General features: G+C 50.1%; 26 protein-coding genes. 3 read left to right on the top strand and 23 right to left on the bottom strand.

Annotated elements, in window-relative coordinates; translation table 11 throughout:
• Window positions 1–175: 175 nt before the first annotated feature.
• Entirely contained in the window at window positions 176–1198 is a 1023-nt protein-coding gene (locus H9Q79_RS14880) for a uroporphyrinogen decarboxylase family protein (protein WP_249328640.1), read from the top strand.
• Window positions 1199–1485: 287 nt separating this feature from the next.
• Window positions 1486–2799, top strand: a complete 1314-nt coding sequence (locus H9Q79_RS14875) for an MFS transporter (protein WP_249328639.1) — start codon at window positions 1486–1488, stop codon at window positions 2797–2799.
• Window positions 2800–2817: 18 nt separating this feature from the next.
• Here the strand turns inward: H9Q79_RS14875 and H9Q79_RS14870 are convergent, their stop codons facing one another.
• From H9Q79_RS14870 to H9Q79_RS14825, 10 genes are all read right to left on the bottom strand, one after another.
• Window positions 2818–3510: an L-ribulose-5-phosphate 4-epimerase gene (locus tag H9Q79_RS14870; protein WP_249328638.1), complete on the bottom strand. Its 693-nt coding sequence runs from the start codon at window positions 3508–3510 to the stop codon at window positions 2818–2820.
• 169 nt (window positions 3511–3679) lie between these two features.
• Complete coding sequence (locus H9Q79_RS14865; protein ID WP_118648860.1) at window positions 3680–4534, bottom strand: L-ribulose-5-phosphate 3-epimerase; 855 nt, start codon at window positions 4532–4534, stop codon at window positions 3680–3682.
• Window positions 4535–4653: 119 nt separating this feature from the next.
• The gene (locus H9Q79_RS14860) at window positions 4654–5748 is read right to left on the bottom strand and encodes a hypothetical protein (protein WP_118648858.1); all 1095 of its coding nucleotides are present in this window, start codon (window positions 5746–5748) and stop codon (window positions 4654–4656) included.
• Window positions 5749–5789: 41 nt separating this feature from the next.
• The gene (gene ulaG / locus H9Q79_RS14855) at window positions 5790–6893 is read right to left on the bottom strand and encodes an L-ascorbate 6-phosphate lactonase (RefSeq protein WP_249328637.1); all 1104 of its coding nucleotides are present in this window, start codon (window positions 6891–6893) and stop codon (window positions 5790–5792) included.
• Window positions 6894–6990: 97 nt separating this feature from the next.
• Complete coding sequence (locus H9Q79_RS14850; protein ID WP_249328636.1) at window positions 6991–8493, bottom strand: FGGY-family carbohydrate kinase; 1503 nt, start codon at window positions 8491–8493, stop codon at window positions 6991–6993.
• A 19-nt stretch (window positions 8494–8512) separates the two neighbouring features.
• The gene (locus tag H9Q79_RS14845; protein WP_118646397.1) at window positions 8513–10024 is read right to left on the bottom strand and encodes a trimethylamine methyltransferase family protein; all 1512 of its coding nucleotides are present in this window, start codon (window positions 10022–10024) and stop codon (window positions 8513–8515) included.
• A gap of 4 nt (window positions 10025–10028) precedes the next feature.
• Window positions 10029–10979, bottom strand: coding sequence for an ABC transporter permease (locus H9Q79_RS14840; protein ID WP_118646399.1), 951 nt, complete (start codon window positions 10977–10979; stop codon window positions 10029–10031).
• Entirely contained in the window at window positions 10976–11932 is a 957-nt protein-coding gene (locus tag H9Q79_RS14835) for an ABC transporter permease (protein ID WP_118646401.1), read from the bottom strand. The genes H9Q79_RS14840 and H9Q79_RS14835 overlap by 4 nt, the downstream gene beginning before the upstream one ends.
• Window positions 11929–13458: a sugar ABC transporter ATP-binding protein gene (locus H9Q79_RS14830; RefSeq protein WP_118646403.1), complete on the bottom strand. Its 1530-nt coding sequence runs from the start codon at window positions 13456–13458 to the stop codon at window positions 11929–11931. Before H9Q79_RS14830 ends, H9Q79_RS14835 begins: the two co-directional genes overlap by 4 nt.
• A 150-nt stretch (window positions 13459–13608) precedes the next feature.
• Window positions 13609–14775 (bottom strand): substrate-binding domain-containing protein, encoded by a 1167-nt coding sequence (locus H9Q79_RS14825; protein ID WP_118646405.1) that lies wholly within the window; start codon window positions 14773–14775, stop codon window positions 13609–13611.
• Window positions 14776–15071: 296 nt separating this feature from the next.
• Between H9Q79_RS14825 and H9Q79_RS14820 the strand changes: the two genes are divergently transcribed.
• Window positions 15072–15851, top strand: a complete 780-nt coding sequence (locus H9Q79_RS14820; protein ID WP_118646407.1) for a DeoR/GlpR family DNA-binding transcription regulator — start codon at window positions 15072–15074, stop codon at window positions 15849–15851.
• An 11-nt stretch (window positions 15852–15862) separates the two neighbouring features.
• Here H9Q79_RS14820 and H9Q79_RS14815 read toward each other — a convergent pair whose 3' ends face one another.
• The 13 genes from H9Q79_RS14815 to H9Q79_RS14755 all read right to left on the bottom strand — a co-directional run bounded on the left by H9Q79_RS14815 (window position 15863) and on the right by H9Q79_RS14755 (window position 26304).
• A complete protein-coding gene (locus H9Q79_RS14815; RefSeq protein ID WP_249328635.1) occupies window positions 15863–16639 on the bottom strand; it encodes an MBL fold metallo-hydrolase in 777 nt (258 codons plus the stop codon).
• A 29-nt stretch (window positions 16640–16668) separates the two neighbouring features.
• Window positions 16669–17442 carry an SDR family NAD(P)-dependent oxidoreductase gene (locus H9Q79_RS14810; protein WP_249328634.1) on the bottom strand — a complete coding sequence of 258 codons (774 nt, stop codon included), beginning with the start codon at window positions 17440–17442 and terminating at the stop codon, window positions 16669–16671.
• Window positions 17443–17494: 52 nt separating this feature from the next.
• Window positions 17495–18520: an alcohol dehydrogenase catalytic domain-containing protein gene (locus H9Q79_RS14805; protein WP_249328633.1), complete on the bottom strand. Its 1026-nt coding sequence runs from the start codon at window positions 18518–18520 to the stop codon at window positions 17495–17497.
• Between the two features lie 15 nt (window positions 18521–18535).
• On the bottom strand, window positions 18536–19783 hold the full coding sequence (locus H9Q79_RS14800; RefSeq protein ID WP_249328632.1) for an enolase C-terminal domain-like protein: 1248 nt from the start codon (window positions 19781–19783) through the stop codon (window positions 18536–18538).
• Between the two features lie 197 nt (window positions 19784–19980).
• Entirely contained in the window at window positions 19981–20670 is a 690-nt protein-coding gene (locus tag H9Q79_RS14795; RefSeq protein WP_330597011.1) for a FadR/GntR family transcriptional regulator, read from the bottom strand.
• Between the two features lie 248 nt (window positions 20671–20918).
• Window positions 20919–21779 carry a 16S rRNA (cytidine(1402)-2'-O)-methyltransferase gene (gene rsmI / locus H9Q79_RS14790; RefSeq protein ID WP_118646415.1) on the bottom strand — a complete coding sequence of 287 codons (861 nt, stop codon included), beginning with the start codon at window positions 21777–21779 and terminating at the stop codon, window positions 20919–20921.
• A gap of 23 nt (window positions 21780–21802) precedes the next feature.
• Window positions 21803–22543, bottom strand: a complete 741-nt coding sequence (locus H9Q79_RS14785) for a tRNA1(Val) (adenine(37)-N6)-methyltransferase (RefSeq protein ID WP_118646417.1) — start codon at window positions 22541–22543, stop codon at window positions 21803–21805.
• A 22-nt stretch (window positions 22544–22565) separates the two neighbouring features.
• A complete protein-coding gene (locus tag H9Q79_RS14780) occupies window positions 22566–23477 on the bottom strand; it encodes a PSP1 domain-containing protein (protein ID WP_118646419.1) in 912 nt (303 codons plus the stop codon).
• A 2-nt stretch (window positions 23478–23479) separates the two neighbouring features.
• Window positions 23480–24487, bottom strand: coding sequence for a DNA polymerase III subunit (locus H9Q79_RS14775; RefSeq protein WP_330596825.1), 1008 nt, complete (start codon window positions 24485–24487; stop codon window positions 23480–23482).
• 117 nt (window positions 24488–24604) lie between these two features.
• Entirely contained in the window at window positions 24605–25201 is a 597-nt protein-coding gene (locus H9Q79_RS14770; protein WP_118646421.1) for a nucleoside/nucleotide kinase family protein, read from the bottom strand.
• A 79-nt stretch (window positions 25202–25280) separates the two neighbouring features.
• Entirely contained in the window at window positions 25281–25712 is a 432-nt protein-coding gene (locus tag H9Q79_RS14765) for a hypothetical protein (protein WP_249328630.1), read from the bottom strand.
• On the bottom strand, window positions 25709–25912 hold the full coding sequence (locus H9Q79_RS14760; RefSeq protein WP_118646425.1) for a helix-turn-helix transcriptional regulator: 204 nt from the start codon (window positions 25910–25912) through the stop codon (window positions 25709–25711). The genes H9Q79_RS14765 and H9Q79_RS14760 overlap by 4 nt, the downstream gene beginning before the upstream one ends.
• Before the next feature lie 149 nt (window positions 25913–26061).
• The gene (locus H9Q79_RS14755) at window positions 26062–26304 is read right to left on the bottom strand and encodes a hypothetical protein (protein WP_249328629.1); all 243 of its coding nucleotides are present in this window, start codon (window positions 26302–26304) and stop codon (window positions 26062–26064) included.
• Between the last annotated feature and the right edge of the window lie 263 nt (window positions 26305–26567).

Here is a 26567-nt window from a genome sequence, read left to right as displayed (position 1 = left end):
GCAAACTCATAATTTCTGTATTTGAGATACTAAAGCTGTTTCTTTTTTTGTCTGACAGTATTTCATTTTTTATATGCCTGGTACATACCTTCTCCACCCCCTGTTCCTTTATACTTTAATCATAGTCGAGACTTTCCATATGGTCTCAGTTAGGTTTATTGAAAGGAGCATTATAATGAAAATATCTGAAATTGAAGTATGCGCTGTGAAACCTGTGGCTCCGCCAAAGCTGGATGTAGCGCTCCCGGTGTCTGAGCGGGAAAATTTCCTGAAGGCTTTAAACCATGAAAAACCCTGTTGGATGCCGAATCAGTACCGCACCACACAATTTGCTTTCTGCAAGGCGAATCAGGATATGCCCAGAAGCATGAAGTCGGCAACTGACGACTGGTTTGGATGCCAGTATATTTTTTCCGAAAAATATGGGACGCCTACGCCCCATGGCGTCATGTTCGATGACATCACTGACTGGAAGGCATTCGTAAAATGGCCGGATATGGACGATTATGTATGGGAGAAAACTCCTGGCTTTCAGGCAAATCCCGACAAGGTGCTGTGCACTCCTTACGGCAACGGGATTTTTGAACGGATGCATATGTTCATGGGATTTGAAAATGCCCTGGTCGCCCTGATCACAGAACCGGAAGCGTGCAAAGATTTCTTTAATGCAATGGCTGATTATAAAATAGAAATTTTTAACCGGATGGCTGATATCTATGATTTCGATTTTGTCATCTATAACGATGACTGGGGCACCGCCAAAGATACATTTTTCTCCATTGATACCATGAAGGACCTGCTCCTGGAGCCCACTAGGCGCATTTTTGAGGCTATTCACAGCCGCGGCGTAAAGGTCGAATTCCATAACTGCGGAAAAATAGACCGCTTCATTCCCTATATTCTTGAAGAGCTGAATCCTGACGCCCTGGAAATTCAGACTATCAATGACATCAAACAGATCATCTCCACATATGGAGACCGGGTGACTGTTGAGTACGCGCCGAACCCCTTCTTTATCAATGACCGCGATGTCACCGCCGGGCAGCTAAAGGCCTATGCACGGGAAATCGTGGACACCTACGGAGCACACGCCAACAAAGGCGCCGGCGTCGCTCTGAATATTAACTGCAACGACGCGGAGACCTATAAAATCTTTGAGACGGAAATCATAGAATACTCTATGAAAATGTATCAGTAATCACTTTTTTCAGAAAAACGAGCGCAGAAAAAATTCTCAATGAATCTCCTCTGCGCTTTTTTTCTGCAATTATTCCATCCGCCCGGATGTACCGCCCGTCTCACAGTTTCGGCTTTCGTCACATTTGACGAAAAAAGAATCGCTCCTTCACACTTTCTCATTTGTTTTTGGTTTTTTTGAACGTAGGTTTCCCGGCCGGCAGCGCTTATACTTTTCAGTATCATTTATTCGGCGATTGCCTCATTAAATACTCAACATCAGATAGAAGCCGGGAAAGGACTTTTTTAATGAATAAGAAACCAAAACTTCACTATTGTTGGATTATTCTCATCGGAACCTGTATTATGATGTCTGTCGGCTTTGGCATGTGCCTGAACTCCGTAGGCGTATTTCTGCCCTTTGTCGCAGACTCTCTCGGCGTCACAAAGGGACAGGTATCCTACTACATGACCATCCAGGGCTTCGGCATGATTATCGGAATGTACCTGGCAGGAAAGCTGATTCCCCGCAAAAATATCAAAATATTGCTGAGCATAGCAACCATTTTGATGGCTGTCTGCTTTTTCATTCTCTCAGGCGGAACACACCTTTATCACTGGTATATTGTAGCTATACCTCTGGGGATTTCTGTGGCGTTTATCGCCCCTCTCCCTATTTCGATACTCATCAGCAACTGGTTTGAGAAAAAGAGAGGGCTTGCTTCTGGAATCGCATTCGCCTTTTCGGGAATTACCGGGTCCATTCTGTCCCCGCTGGCCACCAAGATGATTTCGGCCTTCGGCTGGCAGACCACTTACCGTTTTTACGGTCTGCTCGCCCTTGTATTCATGCTGCCCACCGCTATATTCCTTCTGGTTAACAGCCCGGAGAAAAAAGGGCTGCTTCCTTATGGCGTGGATACCTCTGAGCTTCATAAGGCGGAAAAGAAAAAGGCAGTGCCCGTTTCTTATGGCACATCCCTGAAAGATGCGCTGCGCATGCCCATTTTCTATACCTCCATTTTACTGGCAGGCTTTTTATCAATTGCCGGAGGCTTCAGCCAGCAATTCCCCAATCATGCCGTGACCATGGGAATGGGAGCTGAATTCGGTTCCTATCTGGTCAGCATTTGCATGATGATGCAGCTTGTAGCCAACGTTCCATTGGGAATCCTCTGTGACAAGATCGGGGTACGCCTGTCCGCAACACTTTACAGTGCGGTCGGCGGCGCCGGCGCGCTTCTGCTCGCCACGGCCGGCACGGCCCCTCTGATGTATCTGGGCTGCGCCATGTACGGGATCGGGATCTGCCAGACCATGGTCATATCTCCTCAGGTAGCGCGTGAAATCTTTGGCAAAAAGGATTATGGCCAGATAAACTCTATTGTCATGATGTGTTTTGCCCTCTTCGGCGCTTTTTCACACACCGTCTATGCTTCTATCGCAGACGCCAGAGGCTCATACGCACTTTCCCTGGCCCTGGCCGGCATTTTCTATCTGGTATCTATCTTCCTGGTAAACTTCTCTTGCCTGGGCGGTAAATCCCTGATGGAGGAAAACCGCCGGATGGAAGGGAAAATAGTAATCAAACAGCAATTCTCAGAGGAAAATATTGCCGAATAAAACATTTCACCTTCTCCGTCAGTGACTCACCTGCCCATAATAGGCATTGGCCCCGTGCTTCCGGAAGTAATGCTTGTCCTGAAGACACTGGGGCGCGGGAGCCACGCGGGGATTAATCATCTCGCACTGTGCCGCCATACGGGCCACCTCTTCCAATACAACTGAATTATGCACCGCCTCTGCCGCGTCTTTTCCCCATGCAAAGGCGCCGTGATTTTTACACAGGGCGCAGGGTACCGCTTCCACATCCCCTTTACGGAAATATTCCACAATCAGTTTTCCCGTATTGGCTTCATAATCCTTTAGCTCTTCTTCCGTAAGATTCCTCAGACACGGCACTTCCCCATAAATATAGTCGGCGTGCGTCGTCCCATAACAGGGAATCGCCCTCCCCGCCTGAGCCCAGCTGGTAGCCCAGCAGGAATGTGTGTGCACCACGCCCCCGACAGAAGGAAATGCCCGATACAGCTCACAATGAGTGGCCGTATCAGAAGAGGGATTCAAATCCCCTTCCACCTTCTTCATATTCAGATCCATGACCACCATATCCTCAGGCCGCAGTTTCTCATACTCCACTCCACTGGGCTTAATCACAAACAATCCCGTCTCCCGGTCAATCGCGCTGGCATTCCCCCAGGTAAAGGTCACAAGCCCATACCTGGGCAGCTCCATATTGGCTTCGTAGACTTTTCTTTTTAATTCCTCAAGCATTTGACTCACTCCTCCTAAACTCGTCTTCTCTCTTAAACAATTATAATTTGCTTCCAATTGGTCGGTGGGGGGTGGGGTTTGGGATACCCGGACGAAAAGCAGCGGGGGACCTCCGCTGCTTTTCGTCCGGGTATCCACACCCCTCCGCCTCACCGACCAATTCAAAGAGTTACATTTTCTCCAGGATATTCCTCATCCTGCTTTCCGCGTCTTCCAGATCTTTTCTCCAATCAGCGCTTCCTTTATACCAGAATTCTGTCACAAACCGCCGCACACCCAGTTCCCATGCTTTTCCGATGGCCGCCTCGAAGTTTACATGTCCCGTTCCGAAGGGGATTTCTCTGTATTTTCCCGGTACGGTTTCTTTCAGATGCATAGCTGCCAGATGCCCCCGGCCGGTTTCCAGATCCTGCAGAACATCCGTTCCGTACAGAACCGCTGCATTGGTGAGATTTCCACAGTCTGGATAGACCTGTAGATAAGGGGATTTTATCTGATTTACGTATTTCATGGCTTTTTCTACCGTGTCCATGAAGGCGGTCTCCATTGTCTCAAAGCCCATCAGTATTCCACGGCACGCTGCCATCTCAACAGCCAGTTTCAGGTTTTTGCCAAACCGCAGGCGGGTTTCGTCTGTTGATTCTTCGTAGTAGACGTCATACCCGGCGAGCTGAATGATCCGGATTCCCAGATCATCTGCCAGCAATATAGCTTTTTCCATGATTTCCATGCTGCGCCTGCAGATCTCCGGATCTCTGCTTCCAAACGGATATTTCCGGTGTCCGGACAGGCACATACTTCGGATGGGCACGCCTGTTTCCGCCATGAGGCTTACCAATTCCATCCGTTCGTCCCTGCTCATGTCCAGACGTCTCAGTTTTTCATCCGTTTCATCAATGCTGATTTCCACAAAATCAAACCCTGCCCTGCCCGCAGCTGTCAGCTTCTCTTTCCAGTTCAATTCCGCCGGCATGGCTTTCTCATATAACCCCAACGTATACCCACAGGGCGCCCCTTGACTCATACCCTGACGGCCGGGGGAACAGCTCCCGCTGTTCCGCAAAGTATACTCCAGAGTATCTCGCAACTCATGCCCCTCCGGGGCAGGGGAACAGCTCCCGCTGTTCCGCAAAGTATATGTCCTCATGTCAAATCCTCTGCAAAATCTGTATACATCGCAACTTCGTTCACCTCACGGTTTGCGGAGATCAGAATTTCCTTTCCGTTTTCCACAAATTTATAAACGTTTGCAGGACCGCAGTCATGATCCAGCACTTCTGCCCTGTAATCCTTCGCCGATCCGTCATAGGTAAACACCAGAAGATCTCTTGTACCCTCTCTGTGCCCGATGATGACAGCCGGCCTGCCCAGCAGCCGGCCCCCGTAGATCGCATGGGCGAAATCAGCTTTTTCATAACAGTACACAGGCTCATATTCTCCGGAATCGCCTTCACAGCTACAAGCTTCGGTCTCCATTCTGTGTTTTTTATAAATACAGATCTTGTTGCCGTGAAATGGCGAAATACAGATCAGCTCCTTCTCACCATCCTGATCCAAATCCACTAAAACCGCGTCACTGGCAGGCTCCTTCACCAGATGTTCTATGTACCAGGCGCCGCCCGCCTCTTCCGGAGGAGTGAACCGGAATACGCCTTCTTCTGATGAAATGAGGCTGGTTTCCACCCCATTTTCCATGACTTTATAATATCCATGGTTTTTCAGCATCCCATCCTTAATCACAGTGAACTTCAGCTGATTCTGTTCGTCAAACTGCTCCAGATCCTCCGGCAGTACCGCGGCATAGACCTTTCCAGGCATAGACCAGTCATTTTTATATTCATGTCCGGACTTCAGCGTGCAGGCCACCAGATAATGAACGTCATTTCTCGTAACAATATCAAACCTGTGGACATGCGGCAGACAAGCCAGCGTGTGAATCTGCCATTTCCCATCCTGATCCGGTTTTACCACAACGATTCTGGCTTCTTTGGAATCATTGGGAGAATAGAATTTATGCGTCGCCAGAAATACGCCGTCTGAACCTGGAATCTGCACCATGCTCATGACGCCGCCGGGCTTTTCCCAGATCGTGTCCACCCTGTTCCCCTCCATGTCAAACAGATAACAGGGGTCCTGTTTTTCCGCCGCAACAAGGAAATAATCTCTGTTATGGTAATGAAGCGGAGCAATCGAATAACATTTTGTTAAGCTTGAAATTACTTTCTTTTTTACCTGCATATAGTTCCTCCTGCCTCTTTTTCCGTTTCAGCATACTGCCCTTACAGCAAGGAACGGAACGGTATATTCTGAGGCGCCTCAAAGCAATCCTCAAATCCTCTTCTGTGATGGTATGCTCTCTTCTCCTGGTCTGTTGGATAGACATACTTTCCGCCGACTTCCCAGAAGAAAGGATGAAAGCCGTATTCCAGACGGTCCTTCTTCATGTCATACAGTACCTTGATCTCATTCACATCCGCCATGAAGTTCGTCCAGACGTCATAGTGGATCGGGATCACAACCTTGCAGCGCAGCGCCTCAGCCATCCGCAGGATATCGCAGGAGGTCATTTTGTCCGCCATCCCCACCGGATTCTCCCCATAGGAGCCGAACGCCACATCGACGTCGTAATCCTTCCCGTGCTTCGCGAAGTAAATGGAATAATGGGAATCCCCGCTGTGATAGATGTTCCCTCCCGGCGTTTTAATCAGATAGTTGACCGCCTTATCGTCCATGTCTGTCGGGCATTTCCCCGTCAGCTCTTCCCGGTCGGGCCCCTGGGAATCTGTGGTCACAATACAGGTGCGGTCAAAGGAGTCCAGGGCGATGATCTCCACATCCTTGATCTTGATGGAATCCCCCGGCTTCACAGTGATGCAGCGGTCCGCAGGGACTCCCCACTTCTGCCACAGCTCCACGGATTTTTTCGGCCCGATGAACGGTACCGGAATCTCCTTCCCATTCTCATCCACAGTCGTCAGACCACTTTTGATCACATGGGCGGCATATTCCGCGCTCATGTGGTCCTGATGGTAATGGGTGGCCAGAACGGCGTCCACCTGTTTCACCGCAAAAGGATCAATGACAAAGGGCACCGCCCGCAGGTTCGGCTGCATGGCGCGGGCGCCGCACATGTTCGCCATCTGATGGCCCACCTTCATCCTGCCGTCCCCATGGGTGCGTTTTCCGTTGCCGCACCAGAGATCCACGGAAATATTGCAGCCGCCCGGAGTCTTAAACCAGACTCCGGTGCAGCCCAGCCACCACATCGCGACTGTTCCGGGCTTTACCTCTTCATTTTCGATTTCTTCATTCAGCCAGGTTCCCCACTCCGGAAACGTATTCATAATCCAGCTTTCTCTGGTTATATCATCAATTTTGCTCATAAATCGCAGCCTCCCTTATCATTTAGTAAACACTCATAACGCCTGACAGCGTCATCACCCGTGATGAAAGCCAGCAGCCCCGCACCTCCTGTGTTCCTCAGCCCGGCTGCCGTCCGGGACTTTCATTATATATTTTTTCATAAATTTGATTCATTTGGATTCTTTTATTTTGGTACAGTAAAGCCTTTTTAGTATCCGGTTCATAGGTGAGTATTTCATTTCCTCCGCAGAGCTTTTGAAACGCCTCTTCCGCAGTGCTGTACTCTTTCTGTGCCACAAGTGTGACAAGCAGGGCTCCAATGGATGTCGCTTCACTGTTTTTCATGCGTTTTAACGGCAGATGATAGATATCGGCCTGCATCTGGTTCATGATTCTGCTGTTTGTCATTCCGCCGCTGATATAAACCTGCGATATTTCCACACAGTCCTGTAACAGCCGGATGCTGTTGCTGACCTCAAGGAAAATTCCCTCTACCAGTGACTTCAATAAATCCTGCCTTGTGGTTGCCAGTGTGATATTGGCAAACAGAGCCCTGGCCCCTGCGTTCCAGGCGCCGCAGCTCCTGCCCTGAAAATAAGGAAGCACTACTGCTTCTTCTTCTGCGTCATAGACCGATTCCAGCTCCCGGTTAATCCGTTCATAATCTGCCGGCCTCTCATAGAAGTTCCTCAGATACCAGTCAAAAGCCGATGAACACGTCAGGACATTTGCTTCCAGAATATATCTGCCCGAAAGGGCCGAACAGTTGCAGATGAGCTCACGGGGCAGGCAGTCCGGGACGTGGTCGCAGGATACGGCCAAATAAGCGCCTGTGCCGGCAACAATAGACAGTATCCCCTCCGAAATAGCACCCTGGCCCACTGCGGCGCACTGCTGGTCGCCTCCCGCACTGATGACCGGAGTCCCTTCAGCCAATCCGGTTGCCCGTGCGAACTCCTTGTTTACCGTACCAACGACAGAGCCAGGCTCCAGCAGAGGGCAAAGCTCTTCACTTTTTATTCCGAAAAGCTCCAGCAGCCGGGGATCCCATCGCCTTTCCCGCAGGTTCATGAGATTCGATCTGCTCCCATAGGTATAATCGGAAGCAAAGCCGCCCGTCATACGGTACATGAGATATTCCGGTATATTCACAAAACGGCTGAGCCTGGACGCAGCCTCCGGGCATTCCCTTTTGATCCAGGCCATTTTCCCTCCGGAAAAAACTGTGTTTACGGTAGTTCCGCTTAACTGAAATACTAAATCATTTTCTTTTTCCAGCTCTCTGCAGACTGCCGCGTTCCGGGTATCCTGCCACATGACCGCCGGCATCAGGGGCTGCCCCAGGCGGTCCAGCGGAATAACGGCAGATCGTTGGGAAGTGACAGATAACGCATCTATGACAAGCCTTTTCCCGGCCGCTTCGGCTGCACCGCTCACGATCCCGTTCACGATCTGGACGAGCGCATGGTAGAAATCACCTGCCTTCTGTTCCACCTGAACCGGGGATTTATAATCCGGGCGGTACTTTTCCCGTTTCTGAATCAGTATCCTGCCCTCCCGGTCGAATAAAATCCCCCGCATGCTGGATGTCCCTACATCAATCACTAATATATTCATCATTCATCTCCGCACCGGCAGCCTACGCGAACGGATAATTGGGAGAATGGATATCTTCCTGATAAACCTTCCATTCTTCTTCCGAAATTTCACCGCTCCTGCGATAATAATTCCTGGCGTCATTCAATATATCCTCCAGCGCCTGCTCCTTTTCCGCAGACAGCGCCGGCGCCTGATGATTCTCCAGCAGTGTGCGCATTCTGTCTCCGGCTATTTCCACAATATTTCTTCTGCCTGTCACCGACCATTCTTCATAGCTCTGACGGGAAGAGACCGTAGGTACATAGCATTCCTCACGCCAGTTCTCCAGGGTCTCATCCGAATCCATGAAAGATCCTGGAATCGGGCCGATCTCATGGATCAGCTCCAGGGACAGCCCTTCGGCGCTGGCGTCGATCCCCTTCATCAGCCGTTTAGTCATACCTACCACATCATCGTCAATGACAGCCTTCAGCGGGCTCGCATACAGCTCTGCATACAGCCCCCCCTGATAGGAGATGACCGTCGAACCACTCAGTGCCTGGCTCAGCAGCGCGAGGCTCTGCTCAAACCCTGCCTGGTAATCAATGACCTTAGAGCTGGTCCAGGAAGCAGCGTTGGACCAACAGGGAATTCCATAGTTCCGCCAATACTGATTGAACGCCATATCCGTATACGAATTGCCCACATCTCCAAACGCCGGCTTTCCGGTGGCCATGTTCGGCGTCATAATCATGCTGTTCATCCAGACTCTGGAGCCCGGCTTAACAGCCTGGGCCATAACCAGACCCGCCATGCATTCGGCATTGTTGGAAATCACCGACCCTGCCGCTCCCATGGGGCTGGTCAGCCCCCGCGTGGGCCCTGCCGCGAAATGGAACGGCAGGCCTGCCTCCGTATAGTTAAAAATCTGTTCCGCTGTCTCTGTAAAATAAGTGAGCGGCGCCGCTGAATTAACAATCTGACACAGGTCCGTCCCCACAGCTTTTGCCATCTCTGTCGTGAACCTGTAATTATCAAACACTGTCCCCTCAATCTGTGCCTTGGTGGATACACGGTATTTTGCCGCCACAGACTCCAGCAGCTTCATGCACTCCGGCACCTTCTCAAATCCGAAAAATGGAAAACAGTTCTGGAAATCCAGGTTTGGAAGCGCGTCAAGAAGCCTCATATAATCATAAAATTCTTTTCTGGTGGGAAGTTTGGCCTCCTGTGAATCAGTGTGAAAGATGCTGGTTCCACAGGCGTTGATAAACTGCGTTGTCTTTCCCGGCTGCAGAAACACATGATTCTTCTCTTCCCTGGCACGGATTTCAAATCCCTTCGGCGCAGCTTCCAGCGCGCGCAGCACCACCTCTCTGTCAAAGTAGACTCTCTCTAATGCATCATCCACACGGCAGCCATAGTCCTTGAGGATCTTCCTCATCTTCTGATTCTGCACTGTAACCCCGGTTTTCTCCATCACCTCGAAAACACCGCCGCAGACTGCCGAAAACGCTGCCTCATCCAGAATGTTAATATAAGGAAACGTACATTCCGCACCTTTTCTTGCCATCTGATTACCTCCTGACTTTCTGCTTCCTGCTGGACAGCAAAACTGCCAGCATCAATACAACACCATAAATGATCTTCTGTACGCTCTGGGCGAAGCCGAGAGCTGAAAGGACGCCATCCAGCATGACCAGAACCAGCACGCCGGCAACCGTTCCTATATAGCTTCCCGATCCTCCCAGCAGGGAGACTCCGCCGATGGCCACTGCAGATACAGACTGCATCTGATAAGGGTCTCCCATGCCCAGATAGAGCTGGCTGACCCGCCCTGAGAAAAGAATGCCTGCCAGGGCTGCAAAGAAACCGCAGACCATATAGGCGCTGGCGCGCATCAGCTTAACATTGACGCCGGAAAACAGCGCCACCGTATCACTGTGCCCGATGGCGTACAGCTTTCTTCCATACGGTGATTTTGCAATGATGATATAAAATACAACCGATATGGCGATCCAGAACAGCAGCATCGTGGAAATCCCGCCGACAGAACCGTTGGCAAAGTCTTTCAGCGCCTGAGGGGCCGTACCGCCCGGCGTTCCCCCGGTTATGCCCACCAGGAGCCCCTGGAAAATGATATTCGACGCCATGGTCATGATAACCGGCGCAATGCCCACATAAGCAATGCCGATTCCGTTAAACGCGCCCATCAGGACGCCTACCAGCAGGATCACAGGAATTGCAAAGATCAGCTTCCCGTTTTCCCCCTGAGTCAGGTTCCCGGTCAAAAACGCGGCGATTGTAAACATCCAGGGAATCGATAAATCCATCCCTCCCGTGAGTATCGCCGCCATCTGGCCCATAGCCGTCAGTCCCAGAAAGGACGCCGTTATGGACAGCACGCGAAGGTTATTCACATTGGCGTATCCCGGCCGCAGAATTGATATAAATACCAGCAACAGCAGTGCGATAATAAATGTCATGAAGATTGAAAAGTTCTTCTTCAGAAAAGATTTTGCCGTCATGCCGCCGCACCTCCTCTTCTCTTAAGCATAGTGCCGTACGCACTGGCAGCGACCGCAAGGATCAGCAAGACTCCCTGAACCAGTGACGACCAGTAAGATGAAACTTTCATGAATACCAGCAGATCTCCAATGGTCCGCAGCACCAGCGCACCCACAATGGTACCGATCATGCCGCCGGAGCCCCCGCTCAGCGCTGTTCCGCCGATTACCGCGGCCGATATGGAAATCATCACAAAGTCGGCGCCTGCGGTTGGTGACCCGCTGGCCACCTGGGCGGTCCTGAAAAGCCCGGCCAGCGCGGCGAATGCTCCCGACAGGCCGTAAGCCAAAATTTTCGTTTTCATAATGGAAATACCGTTCAGCCGTGCGGCTGATTCGTTGCTTCCAATGGCGTAGATGCTAAAGCCCTTCTTCGTGTTCTTAAAGAACATCCATACCAGGGCCAGCGCTGCGATGATAAACATGGAAAGCGGCAGCGGGCCGAAGCGGTGCAGCAGCGTACTGATATATGCCGCCGGAACATTTCCCCCGTCCACCTTCATGATTAATAGCGCGATTCCATAACAGACATATTGAGTAGCCAGTGTAACAATAAATGGCTGCATTTTCGTCTTTTCAATCACAAATCCATTCAGCGCGCCGATTCCGACGCCAACCGCCAGACAGATCACCGCCCAGATCAGCATGCTGCCCACGCTGTTCTGCATCCTGGACGCAGCCAGGCAGTTCGTAATACAGATCACTCCGCCGACAGACAGATCAAAGCCTCCCGTCAGCAACACAAGCGTCTGCCCGGCCGCAACCAGGATCAATGACAGGGCCGCATCCGATTTATTGGCAATATACCGGATACTCAGGGTATTTGAGTTTAACGCGCCCATCACAATAATCATGATCACAAACATAACATAGGGAATCATGGCAATCCAATTTTCTTTTATAAATTTTTTCATCCCTGTTCCCTCCTTTCCGTGCCTTCGGCCGCTGTCTCAACTGTATTTCCGATAGACGCCCCGACAATGTTCTCCTTTGTCAGGGACGCTCCTCTCAGATCCGCTCCTATTTTTCCGTCATACATGACAAGCACCCGGTCGCAGACCTTCACCAGCTCCTCCACATCCGTGGAGAAAAAGATAACCGGATGGCCTTCCTTGGCAAAATTCCGCACCATAGTGAACATCTCTTTTTTTGTACCCACGTCAACGCCTCTGGTGATGTCGTGCATCAGGAAAATTTCCGGCTCCATAGCCAGGATCTTGGCCATTACCACCTTCTGCTGGTTGCCTCCGGACAGATTCATAGCCGCCATCTCACGGTTTTCCGCTTTAATCTGCAAATCCTGCATATATTTATCTACAACTGCATATTCCTTTTGCTGCGAAACCCAGAACGGATTGCTGATCCTGCCCAGGACAGGCAGGGAAATATTATAACGGATGGATTCGGACAGGATCAGTCCCTGTATTCCCCGTTCTTCCGGAACCAGCGCGATGCCGTTCCTGATGCTTTCCTTAGGAGATCTCAGATGTACCTTTTTACCATTGAGGCGGATGTCCCCGCTGGCCTTGACGACGCCGTACAGCGACAGCAGAAGCTCTGCCTGCCCCTGTCCCGCAAGCCCGCCGATCCCCAGGACTTCGCCTTTATAAAGGTCAAAATCAATGCCGTTAAGGATCTGCAGATATCTGAGATCTTTCACCTCCAGAACCTTATCCTTCCCGGCATAGCTCTCAGTATCAGGAAAATATCCGGACATCTTACGTCCAAGCATTCTGGAGATGACGTCATCCATCTGCGCCTCGCTCACGCTGACTTCACCCGAATTCTCACCGTTTCTCAAAATAGAAATGTTGTCACAGCCATCCTGTATCTCCGACATCCTGTGTGAGATAAATAATACGATCTTACCCTGGTTTGCCAGTTTTCTCGCGACAGACAGCAGCCATTTCACACGGTTTGTCGTGAGGGCGGATGTCGCCTCATCCAATATGACAATCTCCGGGTCTTTGGAGAGAGTCTTCAGGATTTCCACAATCTGCTTCTGCGACAGAGACAGCGCTTTGGCCTTCGCGTTTGGGTTAATGTCATGTATGCCATACTCCTCAAACAGATCCATGGTATTTTTATAAAGCTTTTTCCTGTCAAAGGACCCGAATTTATTCTTGGGGATCCGGCCGATAAAAATATTTTCTCCTACCGTCAGATCGGGGATAATGGATAGCTCCTGATAGACAGTCCCTATCCCGTGCTTCATCGCGTCCATCGGACTTTTAATATCCACCTTTTCTCCGAACAACCGGATTTCTCCCGAATCCGGAAGGTGCGCTCCACTCAAAACCTTAAGCAGCGTGCTCTTTCCAGCCCCGTTTTCACCTAACAGAGCATGAACCTCTCCCCGGTTACAATGGAGAGAGACATTTTTTAATACAGGCACCCCTGAAAAAGATTTTGAAATCTGATTCATCTCTAAATCTGCCATACTTTCTCCTCTTCCTCTGATACTGTGTCTCATAAACTTTCCCGAACAATACGCGGATTGTTTCTTAGAAAACGCTGTACCGCCATTTCCAGTGATAATTTAAGGGGCCGGTAAACAGCCCCTTAAACCTCTCATTCATGATCTTTCTGATTACTGTTTGTAATTGGATACTTCTTCAGCACTTACCTGAGGATCAAAGTCTGCAGGCACTGCAGGATAGTCAAATGCATCCGGCAGGTCTCTGAAGAACGTCTTGCCTTCTTCAATTGCAGTGGTTTTATAACCGAAATCTACGGAAGTGTCATTCGTAAACAATCCGGCAGTTACAAACGTTTCCTGTGAAACTTCTTTTCCGTCCAGCACGTCTACGGCAACCTTCATGGCCTCTGCGCCCAGTCCGGGTGTATTCTGTCCGATCAGGACATCCATCTTGTTGTCAAATGCCGTGGCCTGTCCAATATTGCTGTTGAAGCTGGTGGTAGGAACCAGTTCTCTTCCGGCGTCAGTAAATGCATTATATACAGTGTTCGCATAGCAAAGGGAATATACTCCGTCCACATTGTCATTTGCAGCCAGAACGCTGGCGATCTGTTCCTGTCCCACACCGTCTGCATATTCGCTGGCAAACTCGGAAACCACATTCATTTTATGCTCATCAAACACCTTCATGGCCGCTTCATACATAACGTTGCCTGAAGTTGAACCTGCAATTCCAGTATCTACAATTACGTTGGAGCCGTCGCCGCACATTTTGGCCAGCCATTCTGCCCAGGCTGTACTCAAGCCAGCCAGGTCTGTAGAAACGCGGTATACGCCGTCTGCCTCCACTACGTTGTCAAAGGTTACGATGACAATTCCTGCCTCCTGCGCCCTCTGAATGGAAGGGATCAGAGCAGTCGGTGAAGCTGCGTTCAGGATGATGGCGTCGTAGCCCTGCTCAACCAGAGCATCGATGGAAGCCGCCTGCGCCTCAGCCGTATTTTCACAGGTTACCACATCCAGTTCTACTTTATCTGCATACGGCTCTTTCTCAGCAACCACCTGAGTAGTCTTGATCATGAGCTGCCTCCAGTCATTACCCATATAAGAATTGCTCAGCGCTATTTTATATTTCTCCCCGCTCTTTTCTGAGGAAGAGGAAGCTGCTGAGGAAGAAGATGAAGCGCTGCCCGCCGCCTGGCTGCTGGAACTGCCTGCACTGCTGCCTGCCGATGCAGAGCTTGAACCGTTACTTCCTCCGCAGCCTGCAAGCAAACCGCCAACCATCATAAATGATAATGCAATACCCACTGTTTTTTTCAAAAATCCTTTTTTCATATGTTCTTTCCATCCTTTCTAAAACATGTTTAACGTTCATTTATATGAACTATAATTATCATATCGCGGACTGTTTTCCCTTTCAATTGATAATTTCTACATAAAATCATGTCGATTTTTGTTTATTTTTTCAGTATTCAACCTCGTATTTCCAAAATAATTCATTTATTTACCTTTAATTGTTCATTTTAAATAATATCCTGTTAAACGATCCTTTTTACAGTTGATTTTTTCCACCGATGTCTCTATAATGAAATTAAACAAGTTCCTATTATGCAAACACAGAGGATAATTACATGAACCAATCAAGATCTGTTATTCAGGACCGCCAGCATAAGCTGCTGGATTACATCCGCACGAATAAGACGCTGAGTGTCACAGAAGCCAGCAAGCTGTTCAATGTGTCTCAGCTCACTATCCGCCGGGATTTTAACTTTCTGGAAGAGAAGAACCTGATCATCCGCTTCCATGGCGGCGCCACCTTCAATAATTCTTTTTCTGACCACGAGATTTTTCTCGAAGAGAAAAAGAGCCTGAACGAACACATAAAGGACTGTATCGGCAAGCATGTGGCTTCCATCATTACGGAAGGTTCCACCGTCTTTCTCAACTCCGGAACCACCACTCTGGCCGTGCTCAGGCATTTGAATGATAAAAAGGTGCGCGTGATCACCAATAACGCACTGGCTCCCACTTCCGTCTGGAGTGACAGCATCGAGCTGATCCTAACAGGCGGCGAATGCAGGAACCGCTCAAAATCCCTGGTCGGAGGCTTTGCCACAGACGTCATCAACAAAGTATACAGTAATTACTGCATTCTAGGCGCCAATGGAATCAGTGACATCGGCACCACCACTTCCGTATACTCCGAAACCCAGGTCAATGAAGCGATGGTGAACAGATGCGACGGGAAAGTCATCATTGTAGCCGACGGTTCCAAAGTTGGGAAATCCCATAATTTTTTCAGTGTTCCGGCTAATAAGATTGATATTCTGGTCACCGATTCCACAGCCAACGCTGATGAGCTGAAGAAAACCGCCGAAAAGGGAATCGAAATCATCACCGTCAGAACCTGACCAGGCACTGATTACCGATTGTCCTTCGGTCTCACATCAATGATTTCCCCTTGTGCCATTACATAATAACTGCATCCTGGCGCCGCCTCCTTCATGGCTATCGTGAAATCCCACGGGCTCCCCTGATGTCTCGCGAACATCCAGAAATGACAGGGGACCGTAAGCTCTGCCCGAACCTGGGATGCCAGCATAGCGGCATCCCTTTCGTTCATATTTCCATATTCGCCGTTGATCGGCAGCAGCAGTACGTCAACCTGCTGTCTGGCTGCATATTGCATTCTCGTCTGCTGATAACCAGTGTCTCCTGTAAAATAGATTTTCACCCCCTCAGTCTCAATTAAAAATCCCAGAGCCTCCGGCGCTGTATCCCCATGATCTGCAAATACCGCCTCTATGCTGTACCCGGAATCTGTCACCCGGTCGCCCGCCGTCATGGCAGTGATCTGATCCTTTGCCAATCCTGCTTCCCTGCAGATCCTCTCTGATTCTCTGCAGCAGTACAGTCTCGCTCCGCCGGACAGCCATACCGGAAGGCTGTCCAGATCCAGATGGTCGGCATGGTGATGAGTGGCCAGGACCACATCCGTCTTGATCTCTTCCGGCCGGCAGAGAGCCGGCATCAGACGTTTATTCCCATCCTGTTTCTCTGCCAGGTCTGACAGGTATACGTCCAGAGCCAGAACCTGCTGGCTGCTGTTTTTCAGCAGAAACCCAGCCTGCCCCATCCAGGCGATGGATACAGATCCTTTTTTAGTTTCATGAAAAGTAAACTCATGTGCAAAATTCATAAAGCCCCCACATACCTTTCGTCTTAACCTTATTTACAGAGATAGCCTCCGTCAACCGGAATGACAGCGCCATTCAGATAGTCAGAAGCCGCTGACGCCAGGAACAGCACCGGTCCTTTCATATCCTCAGGCGTGCCCCAGCGCACCGCCGGTATTCTCTTTGACGTCTCGTCCTTGCGCTCCTGCGTCATATTCGCGCACATCTCTGTATCCATATAACCGGGCGCCAGCGCGTTGATATTGATATTCCTTCCCGCACAGTCCACCGCAATGCTTTTGGTCAGCTGTGTAACAGCTCCCTTACTGGCTGTGTACGCCGGAACCGTCGTACCTCCGAACCAGGAAACCATGGAACCGATCGTGATAATCTTGCCGCCCTCCGGCTGCTTCAGCATGATCTTCAATGCCTTCTGAATCATCAGAAAGACATGGTCCAGATTGATTTTTCTCACAAGATCCCATTCTTCCACCGGAAATTCCTCCGGCAGATGACGCCTCTGGATTCCTGCCGCCGGAATCAGCACGTCCAGCCTTCCTCCCAAGAGCTTCATGGCATCCTCAAACATCCTGGTAAGATCTTCCCGGTCCGCCAGGTTTCCGGAAACCCCGAAAGCCTCGTAACCCATTCCTCTGTATTCATCAACCACCTCCTTCAGTTTATCTTCTTGAATGTCCATCAGTACAACCCTGCAGCCGTTTTCCAACAACCCCTCGGCCATCCCTCTGGACAGTCCCTGGGCCCCTCCGGTGACAATGCAGCATTTGCCCGCCACATTAAATTTTTCCCTGTAATCGTAGCTCATGTTCTTCCTCCTGAATTAGTAATTATAAAAGACCCGGCTTATTCACAGCCTCTCAAAAAAGTATTACCATCTTTTTAGATTCCGGAGCCGGATGATCCATATATTTGAATACCTGCTGAACCTCTCCGAAGGGAATCAATGCCGTAGCGATCCCCTCTGTATCCAGCTCCCCCTTTTCCATCCTCTGAATGGTCGGTTCAAACTGAAAAGCAGACATCCGGCTCCCTATGATATCCAGCTCTCTCTGATTAATCATCGCTTGTGTGATCTGCTCCGGAGCCGTGCAGAAACCCATGGGAACCATCCGGCCTGCGTTGCACAGGATGCCCGGCTGCATGCACAGAGTCAGCGAACCGGGGAAGCAGGCAGAATCAAAGGCAACCGTCACGCCATGCCCGTCTGTCATCTCATGTACCCGTGACGCGACGTCCTCCGTCCGGGAATTGATGACCCCATCCGCTCCATATGCCTTCGCTCGTTCCAGCGAAGCATCGTCAATGTCACAGCAGATGACCTTCTTCACCCCCTTTGCCTTGCAGGTCTGTAAAATAATAGAACCAATCGTTCCCGTCCCCAATATGAAAACTACGTCCTCTTCCACAATCCGTGCGCGCGCGGTACAGTGCGCCCCGATGGCATACGGCTCTATCAGCGCCGCATCCTCCCATTTTACCCGGTCGTCAATTTTATAGACCTCTTTGGCCGGCGCGGTAAAATATTCCCGCCAGCCGCCGTCAGCTCCTGAGCCTCTCACCTTCACATGCTCGCATACATTTTTTCTTCCAATCCTGCACTGATAGCATTCCCCGCAGGAAGAAAGCAAATCCACAATCACATGGTCGCCCTCTTTTACATTTGTGACATTCTTTCCAGCCTTTGCCACAATTCCGGCATTTTCATGGCCGGGGATTCTGGGGTATGTAGAGCACGGATTGGAACCATGATAGATATGGTGATCAGATCCGCACACTCCCGCCGCTTTCATCTGAATCAGAACCTCGTCCTCATTGGCCAGTTCCGGGACCGGAACCTCCCGTATCTCAACCTTTCCCGGTTCTACTACAACAACTTCTTTCATTTTCCTCTTCCTTTCTCAGGGTGTCTGGAGGGCACCGTCTCTTCTTCTCGTCTGGGTCCACACGGTTACTGAGGGATCGCAGGGATATTTATCCGCTTCCTTTTCATTAATATCCACCCCCAGGCCCGGAAGGTCATTGGCATATACATAGCCGTCCCTGAATTCCGGAAGCCCCGGAAATACTTCCAGCAAAGCGCCTTCCGGCCCTTTCAGATCCTGGATCACATAATTGGGCGGTTCAATTCCTGACCATTCCTGCACTCCGAAATTCGGTGCAGCCAGATCAATATGGATATTGGCCGCGTGAGCCAGAGGCGACATGTCGCCGGGCCCGTGCCATGCGGTCTTCACTCCGAACTGCTCCGCAAAAATCTGAAGCTTTCTGGCCGGAGTGATACCTCCGATCTGACTGATATGCACCCTTATATAATCGATCAGGTTTTCCGCGATCAGCGTCTTCCACTCGCAGGGATGGTTGAACAGTTCTCCGATAGCTATGGGGATATCTGTCTGCTCCCTCAGCCTGCGCAGCCAGTTTGTCTGTTCAATTGAAACCGGATCTTCCAGGAAAAACAATTCATACGGTTCCAGTCCTTTTGCCAGCCTGACAGCCGTCATCGGAGAAACTCTCTCATGTACATCGTGCACAAGCTGTATTTTATATCCCAGCTTTTCGCGGATACCCGCAAACAGTCCGATGGTACTGTGCAGGTATTCCTGTTCATCCAGATAAACTCCCGGCTGTGCCCCTGCCGGCGCTGTGCCCGGAACCAACCCGTAGCTTTCGCCGCCGTAGCCCCCGCACTGGCAGCGGATGTGTGTGATGCCCATTTCCTGAAAGCGCCTGATATTCTCGCACAGCTCTTCCAGATCTCTTCCATCTGCGTGGCGGTAGACAGGAATCCCTTCCCGGCATTTTCCCCCGAACAGCTGGTAGAGCGGCATGCCCGCCATCTTTCCCTTAATGTCCCACAGAGCCATATCCACGCCGGAAACAGCATTGTTGGCAATCGGGCCGTTCCTCCAGTAACCGTTCTGATGCATCAGCTGCCAGAGATCCTCAATTCTGTCAACCTCACGCCCCCGAAGCAGGGGGTCCAGATATTCTTCAATTACTGTCATTACCGCAAGATGCCTGTAGGCAAATGTGGCGCAGCCCAGGCCGTATAAACCTGGCTGGTTTGTCTCCACCTTTACCACTACCAGATTGATCCCTTCCGGCGCAGTACAGATTGCTCTGATTCTTTGAATCTTCGTGCTCATTTCGTCTTCCTTTCTTATCATACGTCAGTTGTCCTACATGTAAATGTAAATTTTATTTTCTCATTCTTCCGCCGTCTCCTGGTATTTCATTACATTTGCAACTTATTCCAGAGGCTGCGGCGCTAAGCTGCGCATAAATGCAATTTGTGTGCATGTTTAGGGCAATGAAGTCAAGCGGCTGAATTGTTGCAAATTGGTTATTTACGCACTTTGTCAATTCCATTCTGCATGTGTTCATACATGCAGCTTCTCGCCTGTTCCGCGTCGCCCCTTTCGATGGCCTGTAAAATCTGTTCATGATAATGAATCCCATCGTGATATCCGAAGGTCTTACGGGTGAGCATCTGGCTTTTCTTATTCTCCTGAAAGATTCTGTTCAGGCTCTTTTCCAGAAGCGGGTTCCCTGAGGCATGGCAGATGGCTCTGTGGAAGCTGATATCTGCGGTCACGAATTTCTCGATGTCCTCGCGGCTTTCGACCATAATTTTCAAATATTTCCTCAGCTTCTTCACCAGCTCCGGACTTTTGTTCAGCGTCGCCAGATAACAGGCTTCACTTTCCACAATCCGGCGGAATTCCAACACCTTCTCCGCATTCCGGCAGTCTTCAGCCGTTATCTTATTCGCGTTGGACTGCTCCTCCACCTCGTCGTCAATCAGGAACGTGCCTTTGCCGTGAACGCTTTCCAGCACGCCAATTCCCGCGAAATGGCTGACTGCCTGACGGATGCTGGAACGGCTGACGCCCAGCTCTCCGGTCAGTTCATTTTCCGAAGGTATCTTCTCTCCCACCTTCCAGTTCCCCGACTCAATATTTGACTTCATGTATGCAATTACTTGCTGTGTTATATTCTGATGTACTATTTTACTCAAAGCTCTGCATTCCACCTCATCTTGTCTGACAACTGATAAGTTAAAAATACTCTTGATTGCCCCGGTTGTCAATGCATTTTTATGAATCAATTCTTTTTCAGCAAAATCCGAAAATTTTCTTCTGATTTTTTGTTACTTTTTACTTACTTTGTGGAACAGCTCATGCTGTTCCACCGCCTCTTCAAAGGCATGTGTTACGGGATACTCTGGAGTATACATTGTGGAACAGCGCAGCTGTTCCACCGCCCCTTCAGGGGCATGTGTTACGGGTTGCCCTGCGGGTGCACCAGCAGCTGTTGATACACTTCACGCTTCGAACAGCCCCGGTCCTTTGCTACCTGCTTCATCGCTTCCTTCTGCTCCAGGCCCTGGCCGGTATAGTATGCCATGTGCTGCTCCAGCGTCATTTCCTTCCAGGCTTCCTGGCTTTCTTTGTTTTTTTCTTCTCTGGATTTGCCCTCCAGGACAAGCACACATTCCCCTTTTGGCGTCTCTTCCTGATAATGGGCGCAGGCTTCATCCAGTGTCGTCCGGAAAGCCGTCTCATGCTTCTTCGTCAGCTCCCTGCAGACTGTAAGCCGCCGCGTTCCCCCCAGAAACTCCCTCAGCTCCTCCAGTGTCCTGCACAGACGGTGAGGAGCCTCATACAGGATGATGGTCCTGCTTTCTTCCTTCAGCTCTCCGAGCACTTCTTTTCTTAGTTTTTTATCAGAAGGCAGAAAGGCTTCAAACGCGAACCTCCTGGTGGGCAGCCCTGACAGAGTGAGCGCCGTGACACAGGCCGCGGCTCCCGGCAAAACAGTCACTTCTATGCCAGCTTCCCAAGCAAAGGCCACCAGTTCCTCCCCTGGATCTGATATTCCCGGAGTGCCCGCATCAGTAATCAGGGCGATATCCAGCCCTTCTTTCAGTTTCTCCACAAGCTCCCGGCCTTTGGAAATTTTATTATATTCATGATAGCTGGTCATCGGCGTATGGATGTCAAAATGGTTCAGCAGCTTGATGCTGTTCCGGGTATCCTCCGCCGCTATCAAATCTGCTTCCTTTAACGTCCTCACCACCCGGAAAGTGATATCTTCCAGATTCCCAATCGGCGTGGCGCACAGATATAGTTTTCCTGCCATCGCTCCTTCCTTTCCCGGGGCTGTCAGCGCCCGTCTCCGTAGATTTCCCGGATCTCATCCGTGTATACGTTTGGCCGTTCATAGACGATTAGGGGCCGTTCCACTTGAATACGGGGATTCCCACCCTTACAGGCCTCCAGCAATACCATGTTAGGCTCCTTGTCCACGTACGGGTAAACCAGACGCATCCGCTTAGGCTCCAGGCGGTATTTCATCAGCATGCCCATGATCTCTGCCAGGCGGAACGGCCGGTGAACCAGATAAAACCGTCCCCGCGAAGTCAGCACGGCAGCCGTTTCCCGCACCAGGTCCTCCAGCGTGCAGAGCACCTCATGCCTGGCAACCGCTTTTGCTTCATTCGGATTCACCAGCCCATGGCTGCCCGTCATATAGGGCGGATTGCTGACAACCACGTCAAAAGAAGCCGGGCCAAAGATGGCCCCGGCTTCCTTAATATCTCCTGCGACAATGCGGACCCTTCCTTCCAGATGGTTATAGGCCACGCTTCTTCCGGCCATTTCCGCACTCTTCTCCTGGATCTCCAGTCCGGTAAAGGATTCCCCTTCCGTCTTGGCCGCCAGAAGGATCGGCAGGATACCGGTACCTGTACCCATATCCAGCACCTTTTCTCCGGGCTTCACCCTGGCAAAGCCCGATAAAAGGACTGCGTCAATTCCATAGCGAAAGCCTTCCTCCGACTGGATGATAAAATATCCGTTCTGAAGGTCGTCCAGGCTCTCATGTTCCCGAAGCACTGCCGGCATACGGCGGTTTCCTCCTGTCTGCTTATTCTTTGATCTTCTCCAGCTTTTCCAGCTCTTTCAGCTCCTCAGGGGTCAGTTCTTTTTCTTTGTCTTTTTCTTTGCTGTCTTTGTTCTTCTTATGGCGCTGCTTCATCTTCAGCTCTTCTACACGGTATTCGCGGATCTCTTTTTCATCGCCCGCTTCCACGAGCACCTTTACCGTCTGTCTGAGTACGCTTACGCTCTGGACCTCGCCCTTCAGCCCTTCCGGCGTCATGACCGTGTCGCCGTTGTTGGGCAGCTTCTTGTTTAAATATTCATAGGTTTCCTGCTCGTTCTTCAAGCAGCACATCAGCCGCCCGCAGGTACCGGAAATTTTCGTCGGATTCAGGGACAGGTTCTGCTCCTTAGCCATCTTGATCGACACTGGCGCAAAATCCGAAAGATACGTATGGCAGCAGAGCGGCCTTCCGCAGATCCCGATGCCGCCGAGAATCTTCGTCTCATCCCTGACGCCTATCTGCCGCAGCTCAATTCTCGTCTTAAACACCGCCGCCAGATCCTTCACCAGCTCTCTGAAGTCCACCCGCCCGTCAGCGGTAAAATAGAAGAGCACCTTGCTGTTGTCAAAGGTGTATTCTGCGTCGATCAGTTTCATATCCAGCTTCCGGTCTGCAATCTTCTTCAGGCAGATCTGAAAGGCCTCTTTTTCTTTTCTTCTGTTGGTCTCTTCCTTGGACTTATCCTTCGGCGTCGCAACGCGGATGACCTCTTTCAGCGGCTGCACGATTCTGGACTCCTCCACCTCTTTCGGGCCCAGGACCACCATGCCATATTCCACGCCTCTGGCGGTCTCAACAATTACATGGTCTCCCATTTTAATATCCAGCGCTTTCGGATCGAAGTAATATACCTTGCCCACGTTCCGAAATCTGACTCCAATGATCTTTATCATTCCTAATTCTCCCTAATTGTCAGGAACAGAAGCTCCATTACAAGGTCAAAATTGACATTGGCACGGAGGCGGCTGTCTGCCATATGAATGGCGTCAATGATCTGCTCCAGCCCCTCATAGGAGCTGACAGACGCCCGTTCCTTAATATAATTGATCTCCTCTTTGAAGACGAGATTATCCACTTCCTTAGTCGCTTTAAAAAGCAGCACATCCCTGAACCACATGGTGAACAAATCCAGATAATCATATATGTTCTGTTTTTCCGCCGACATTATTTTAATCGCATCCACAAGCTCATAGACTTCCATCTCCCTGGAATGCTTCAGGATGCGGAGCGCATTCTCCGTCAGCTCCGTAAATTCAGCGGAATTGGCCATCTGCTGGGCCTTGCCGACATTCCCCTGCGCAAAAGAGGCCTGTACCTCTGCCTGATAGTCCGGAATGTGCATCCTGTCCATCAGGTAGTCCTTCACCAGACGGTCCCCCACCGGCTTCAGGCTGAGGATCACACATCTGGAAGTGATCGTCGGCAGCAGTGCGTCCGGATTGTCTGCCAAAAGCATGACGACCGCATAGGCCGGAGGCTCTTCTATCGTCTTCAAAAGAGCGTTCTGAGCCTGGAGCGTCAGCTTGTCGGCATCATTTACAATATAGATCTTGTAAGGGCTTTCATACGGCTTGATACCTACGTCGTTAATCAACTGATCCCGGATCTCGTCGATTCCAATAGAATTAGGCTTCTCATGGGTGATGTTTATGATATCGGGATGGTTCTTATTCAAAGCTTTCTTACAGGATGCACATTTCATGCAAGGCTCGATTCCGTGTTCCTGGCATTGCAGCGTCATAGCAAACAGAGAAGCCAGCAGCTTCTTGCCTGATCCATGTTCTCCGCCAAATATATAGGCATGGGATACCTTGCCTAATCGGATTGCGTTCTGGAGATGGGATATAATTTCCTCATGTCCAACTACGCCGTCAAACCCTGTCAATTCCCCCTGCTCCATCATTCAATCACCTCCCTGTAAGATTACACAGTACAGTATATCATAATTTTCAAACAAGATACAGCCGTTTTTTTATTAAATAATTTCCAGGGAAAAGAGCGGCAAAGGGGGGATACCCCCTCACCGTCCAATTTGAAGCAATAGATATGCCTTTATTTCCTGCAGGCATTGTGACAATTCCCCATTATTCAGGAACCTGCGTCTGATACCTGCAGCCTGTATTTTTTCTTCTGAGAAGTCCTCGCAGTCCGCCAGGTACCGGCGGCACATTTCTGCGTATTTGGGCTCCGGCTGTTTTTCTTCTCTCTGGATCGCGCGTTTCAGGCGGATGCCGTCTTCGGTCTCAATATACAGCGGGCAGACCTTATCTTCACCGAAGTATCCTTTTATCTTCTCGTAGGATTCCAGTGTCCCTATTCCGATATAATCCTGGCAATCCAGGCGGAACTGGCCTTCGTCTGCCGTAAAATAATACCACGGGCCATAAACTGTGTCATATACCCGTTCCTCTATCAGCTTTCCTGACAGCCGGAGCTGGACCAGCTTCAGTTCATCAGTAAAATAATATTCCCGGCCGTTCTGTTCTCCGCTGCGGATCGGCCTGGTAGTATAGAGGATGACCTGCGCCAGTTTCAGATCTTTTTCAGCCAGCAGCGCTTCATAGATGTGGTCTTTTCCGGATGCACTTTTTCCTATAATATAAAAAATCTTTCCCATACCCGATTTCTCTCTCCCTTAACCATATGCGGAATGCATTGCACCGCCGCACAAATACTCTGATGCTTATAATCGTTAATTACATTTCTTTTTCAATCTTAAACCGGCAGTAAACCGCATAGGCCATGACAAACAGGTAAGCCCCCAAAAGGAGCAGCACCGCCGCCAGCGGAAATCTCATCGCAGCAAATACGATCAGGAGAGCGCCGAAAATATATTTTTGCAGGTCATACGCCTTTGCCTTCGCTTTATAGCTGATCGCAAGGTTCCGTTCGTCTTTTGTCTCTATCTCAATTTGTCTTATGATCTCCGGATTTTTCTTAAGCATCCGGCGCCCGAGTACGTTGCCAACTCCCTGGCTGAATATCCCGCAGCCAATACCTATTAAAAGATAGGGAAGGACCTGTAAAAAACCACTGGCACCAGTAAATAATACCAGCATACAGAAGCCTCCAGCCAGCAGCAGCGCTCCGGCGGTGATCATCGCATAATCTGTCACTTTTCTGTTCATACGCCTTCCTCCTCATAAATGAATATGTCTTCGATGCTCATGCGGAAATAGCGGGCGATCTTAAAGGCCAGAATGATTGAGGGATTGTAACGTCCATTTTCCAGCGACCCGATCGTCTGCCGGGACACTCCCAACACCGATGCCAGCTCTTCCTGTTTGATACCCTTTAATTTTCTTATCTCCTCCAACCGGTTCTTCAAACCCGCACCACCTCCAAAAGGAAAGTTTACTTTCCGTAAACAGACTATACATCTTTTAACATAAAATGTCAAGCATACTTTCCATATTGCATCACGCTTTCCCCTACCAGGCCACAGATCAGTTCTATATGACTGAATCGTCTGTTCTGCTAAAAGCTGAGTGCCCGGACCGCGGGCCTGGTTTCCGCAAGTTTCCGGCCCCGTCTATATGAATAAAGCACTGCCGCATGCCTGTTCAGCGCTTCCTGGAAATTCGGAGCGTCCAGTATGATAAAATCCGCAGGATTCCCCACCCTGATCCCGTAAGAAGATCCCAGATGCAGTGTCTTTGCCGCATTTTCTATTGATACATTCCGAATAATCATAACGCTCTTGTTCCTTTCATTTTTCATCCAGAACGCTCTCCCGTTCTGACATCGCTGCATTTAACATTCTATCATCTTATCAACTTCTCTGCAAAGCACAACTTACGCAGCCAGCCCCGGCCGATTCAGCGGATATGGGCCAGATAAAAGAGGCGCCGCAAAAACTCCGGGTACACACATTTCTGCAGTACCCGGAGCTATTATTTTCTGCAATATAAAATTGAATCTATCAATCGTGCCGTAAAACCCTTGCTTTAACTATAGGGATCGTCAATTACGTTCAGAATCAT

Source organism: Wansuia hejianensis (assembly GCF_014337215.1).
Lineage (GTDB): Bacteria > Bacillota > Clostridia > Lachnospirales > Lachnospiraceae > Scatomonas > Scatomonas hejianensis.
This window is presented reverse-complemented; position numbering and strand designations above follow the sequence as displayed.

Excerpts from the sequence above, each read along its gene's own strand:
- H9Q79_RS14850 (WP_249328636.1), bottom strand. The coding sequence starts at position 8,493 with ATGATGAATATATTAGTGATTGATGTAGGGACATCCAGCATGCGGGGG.
- H9Q79_RS14825 (WP_118646405.1), bottom strand. The coding sequence starts at position 14,775 with ATGAAAAAAGGATTTTTGAAAAAAACAGTGGGTATTGCATTATCATTT.
- ulaG (WP_249328637.1), bottom strand. The coding sequence starts at position 6,893 with ATGAGCAAAATTGATGATATAACCAGAGAAAGCTGGATTATGAATACG.
- H9Q79_RS14865 (WP_118648860.1), bottom strand. The coding sequence starts at position 4,534 with ATGAGTCAAGGGGCGCCCTGTGGGTATACGTTGGGGTTATATGAGAAA.
- H9Q79_RS14860 (WP_118648858.1), bottom strand. The coding sequence starts at position 5,748 with ATGCAGGTAAAAAAGAAAGTAATTTCAAGCTTAACAAAATGTTATTCG.
- H9Q79_RS14820 (WP_118646407.1), top strand. The coding sequence starts at position 15,072 with ATGAACCAATCAAGATCTGTTATTCAGGACCGCCAGCATAAGCTGCTG.
- H9Q79_RS14765 (WP_249328630.1), bottom strand. The coding sequence starts at position 25,712 with ATGAACAGAAAAGTGACAGATTATGCGATGATCACCGCCGGAGCGCTG.
- H9Q79_RS14755 (WP_249328629.1), bottom strand. The coding sequence starts at position 26,304 with ATGAAAAATGAAAGGAACAAGAGCGTTATGATTATTCGGAATGTATCA.
- H9Q79_RS14805 (WP_249328633.1), bottom strand. The coding sequence starts at position 18,520 with ATGAAAGAAGTTGTTGTAGTAGAACCGGGAAAGGTTGAGATACGGGAG.
- H9Q79_RS14830 (WP_118646403.1), bottom strand. The coding sequence starts at position 13,458 with ATGGCAGATTTAGAGATGAATCAGATTTCAAAATCTTTTTCAGGGGTG.
- H9Q79_RS14840 (WP_118646399.1), bottom strand. The coding sequence starts at position 10,979 with ATGACGGCAAAATCTTTTCTGAAGAAGAACTTTTCAATCTTCATGACA.
- H9Q79_RS14810 (WP_249328634.1), bottom strand. The coding sequence starts at position 17,442 with ATGAGCTACGATTACAGGGAAAAATTTAATGTGGCGGGCAAATGCTGC.
- H9Q79_RS14775 (WP_330596825.1), bottom strand. The coding sequence starts at position 24,487 with ATGATGGAGCAGGGGGAATTGACAGGGTTTGACGGCGTAGTTGGACAT.
- H9Q79_RS14835 (WP_118646401.1), bottom strand. The coding sequence starts at position 11,932 with ATGAAAAAATTTATAAAAGAAAATTGGATTGCCATGATTCCCTATGTT.
- H9Q79_RS14845 (WP_118646397.1), bottom strand. The coding sequence starts at position 10,024 with ATGGCAAGAAAAGGTGCGGAATGTACGTTTCCTTATATTAACATTCTG.
- rsmI (WP_118646415.1), bottom strand. The coding sequence starts at position 21,779 with ATGGCAGGAAAACTATATCTGTGCGCCACGCCGATTGGGAATCTGGAA.
- H9Q79_RS14785 (WP_118646417.1), bottom strand. The coding sequence starts at position 22,543 with ATGCCGGCAGTGCTTCGGGAACATGAGAGCCTGGACGACCTTCAGAAC.
- H9Q79_RS14870 (WP_249328638.1), bottom strand. The coding sequence starts at position 3,510 with ATGCTTGAGGAATTAAAAAGAAAAGTCTACGAAGCCAATATGGAGCTG.
- H9Q79_RS14780 (WP_118646419.1), bottom strand. The coding sequence starts at position 23,477 with ATGATAAAGATCATTGGAGTCAGATTTCGGAACGTGGGCAAGGTATAT.
- H9Q79_RS14800 (WP_249328632.1), bottom strand. The coding sequence starts at position 19,783 with ATGAGCACGAAGATTCAAAGAATCAGAGCAATCTGTACTGCGCCGGAA.
- H9Q79_RS14880 (WP_249328640.1), top strand. The coding sequence starts at position 176 with ATGAAAATATCTGAAATTGAAGTATGCGCTGTGAAACCTGTGGCTCCG.
- H9Q79_RS14875 (WP_249328639.1), top strand. The coding sequence starts at position 1,486 with ATGAATAAGAAACCAAAACTTCACTATTGTTGGATTATTCTCATCGGA.
- H9Q79_RS14815 (WP_249328635.1), bottom strand. The coding sequence starts at position 16,639 with ATGAATTTTGCACATGAGTTTACTTTTCATGAAACTAAAAAAGGATCT.
- H9Q79_RS14770 (WP_118646421.1), bottom strand. The coding sequence starts at position 25,201 with ATGGGAAAGATTTTTTATATTATAGGAAAAAGTGCATCCGGAAAAGAC.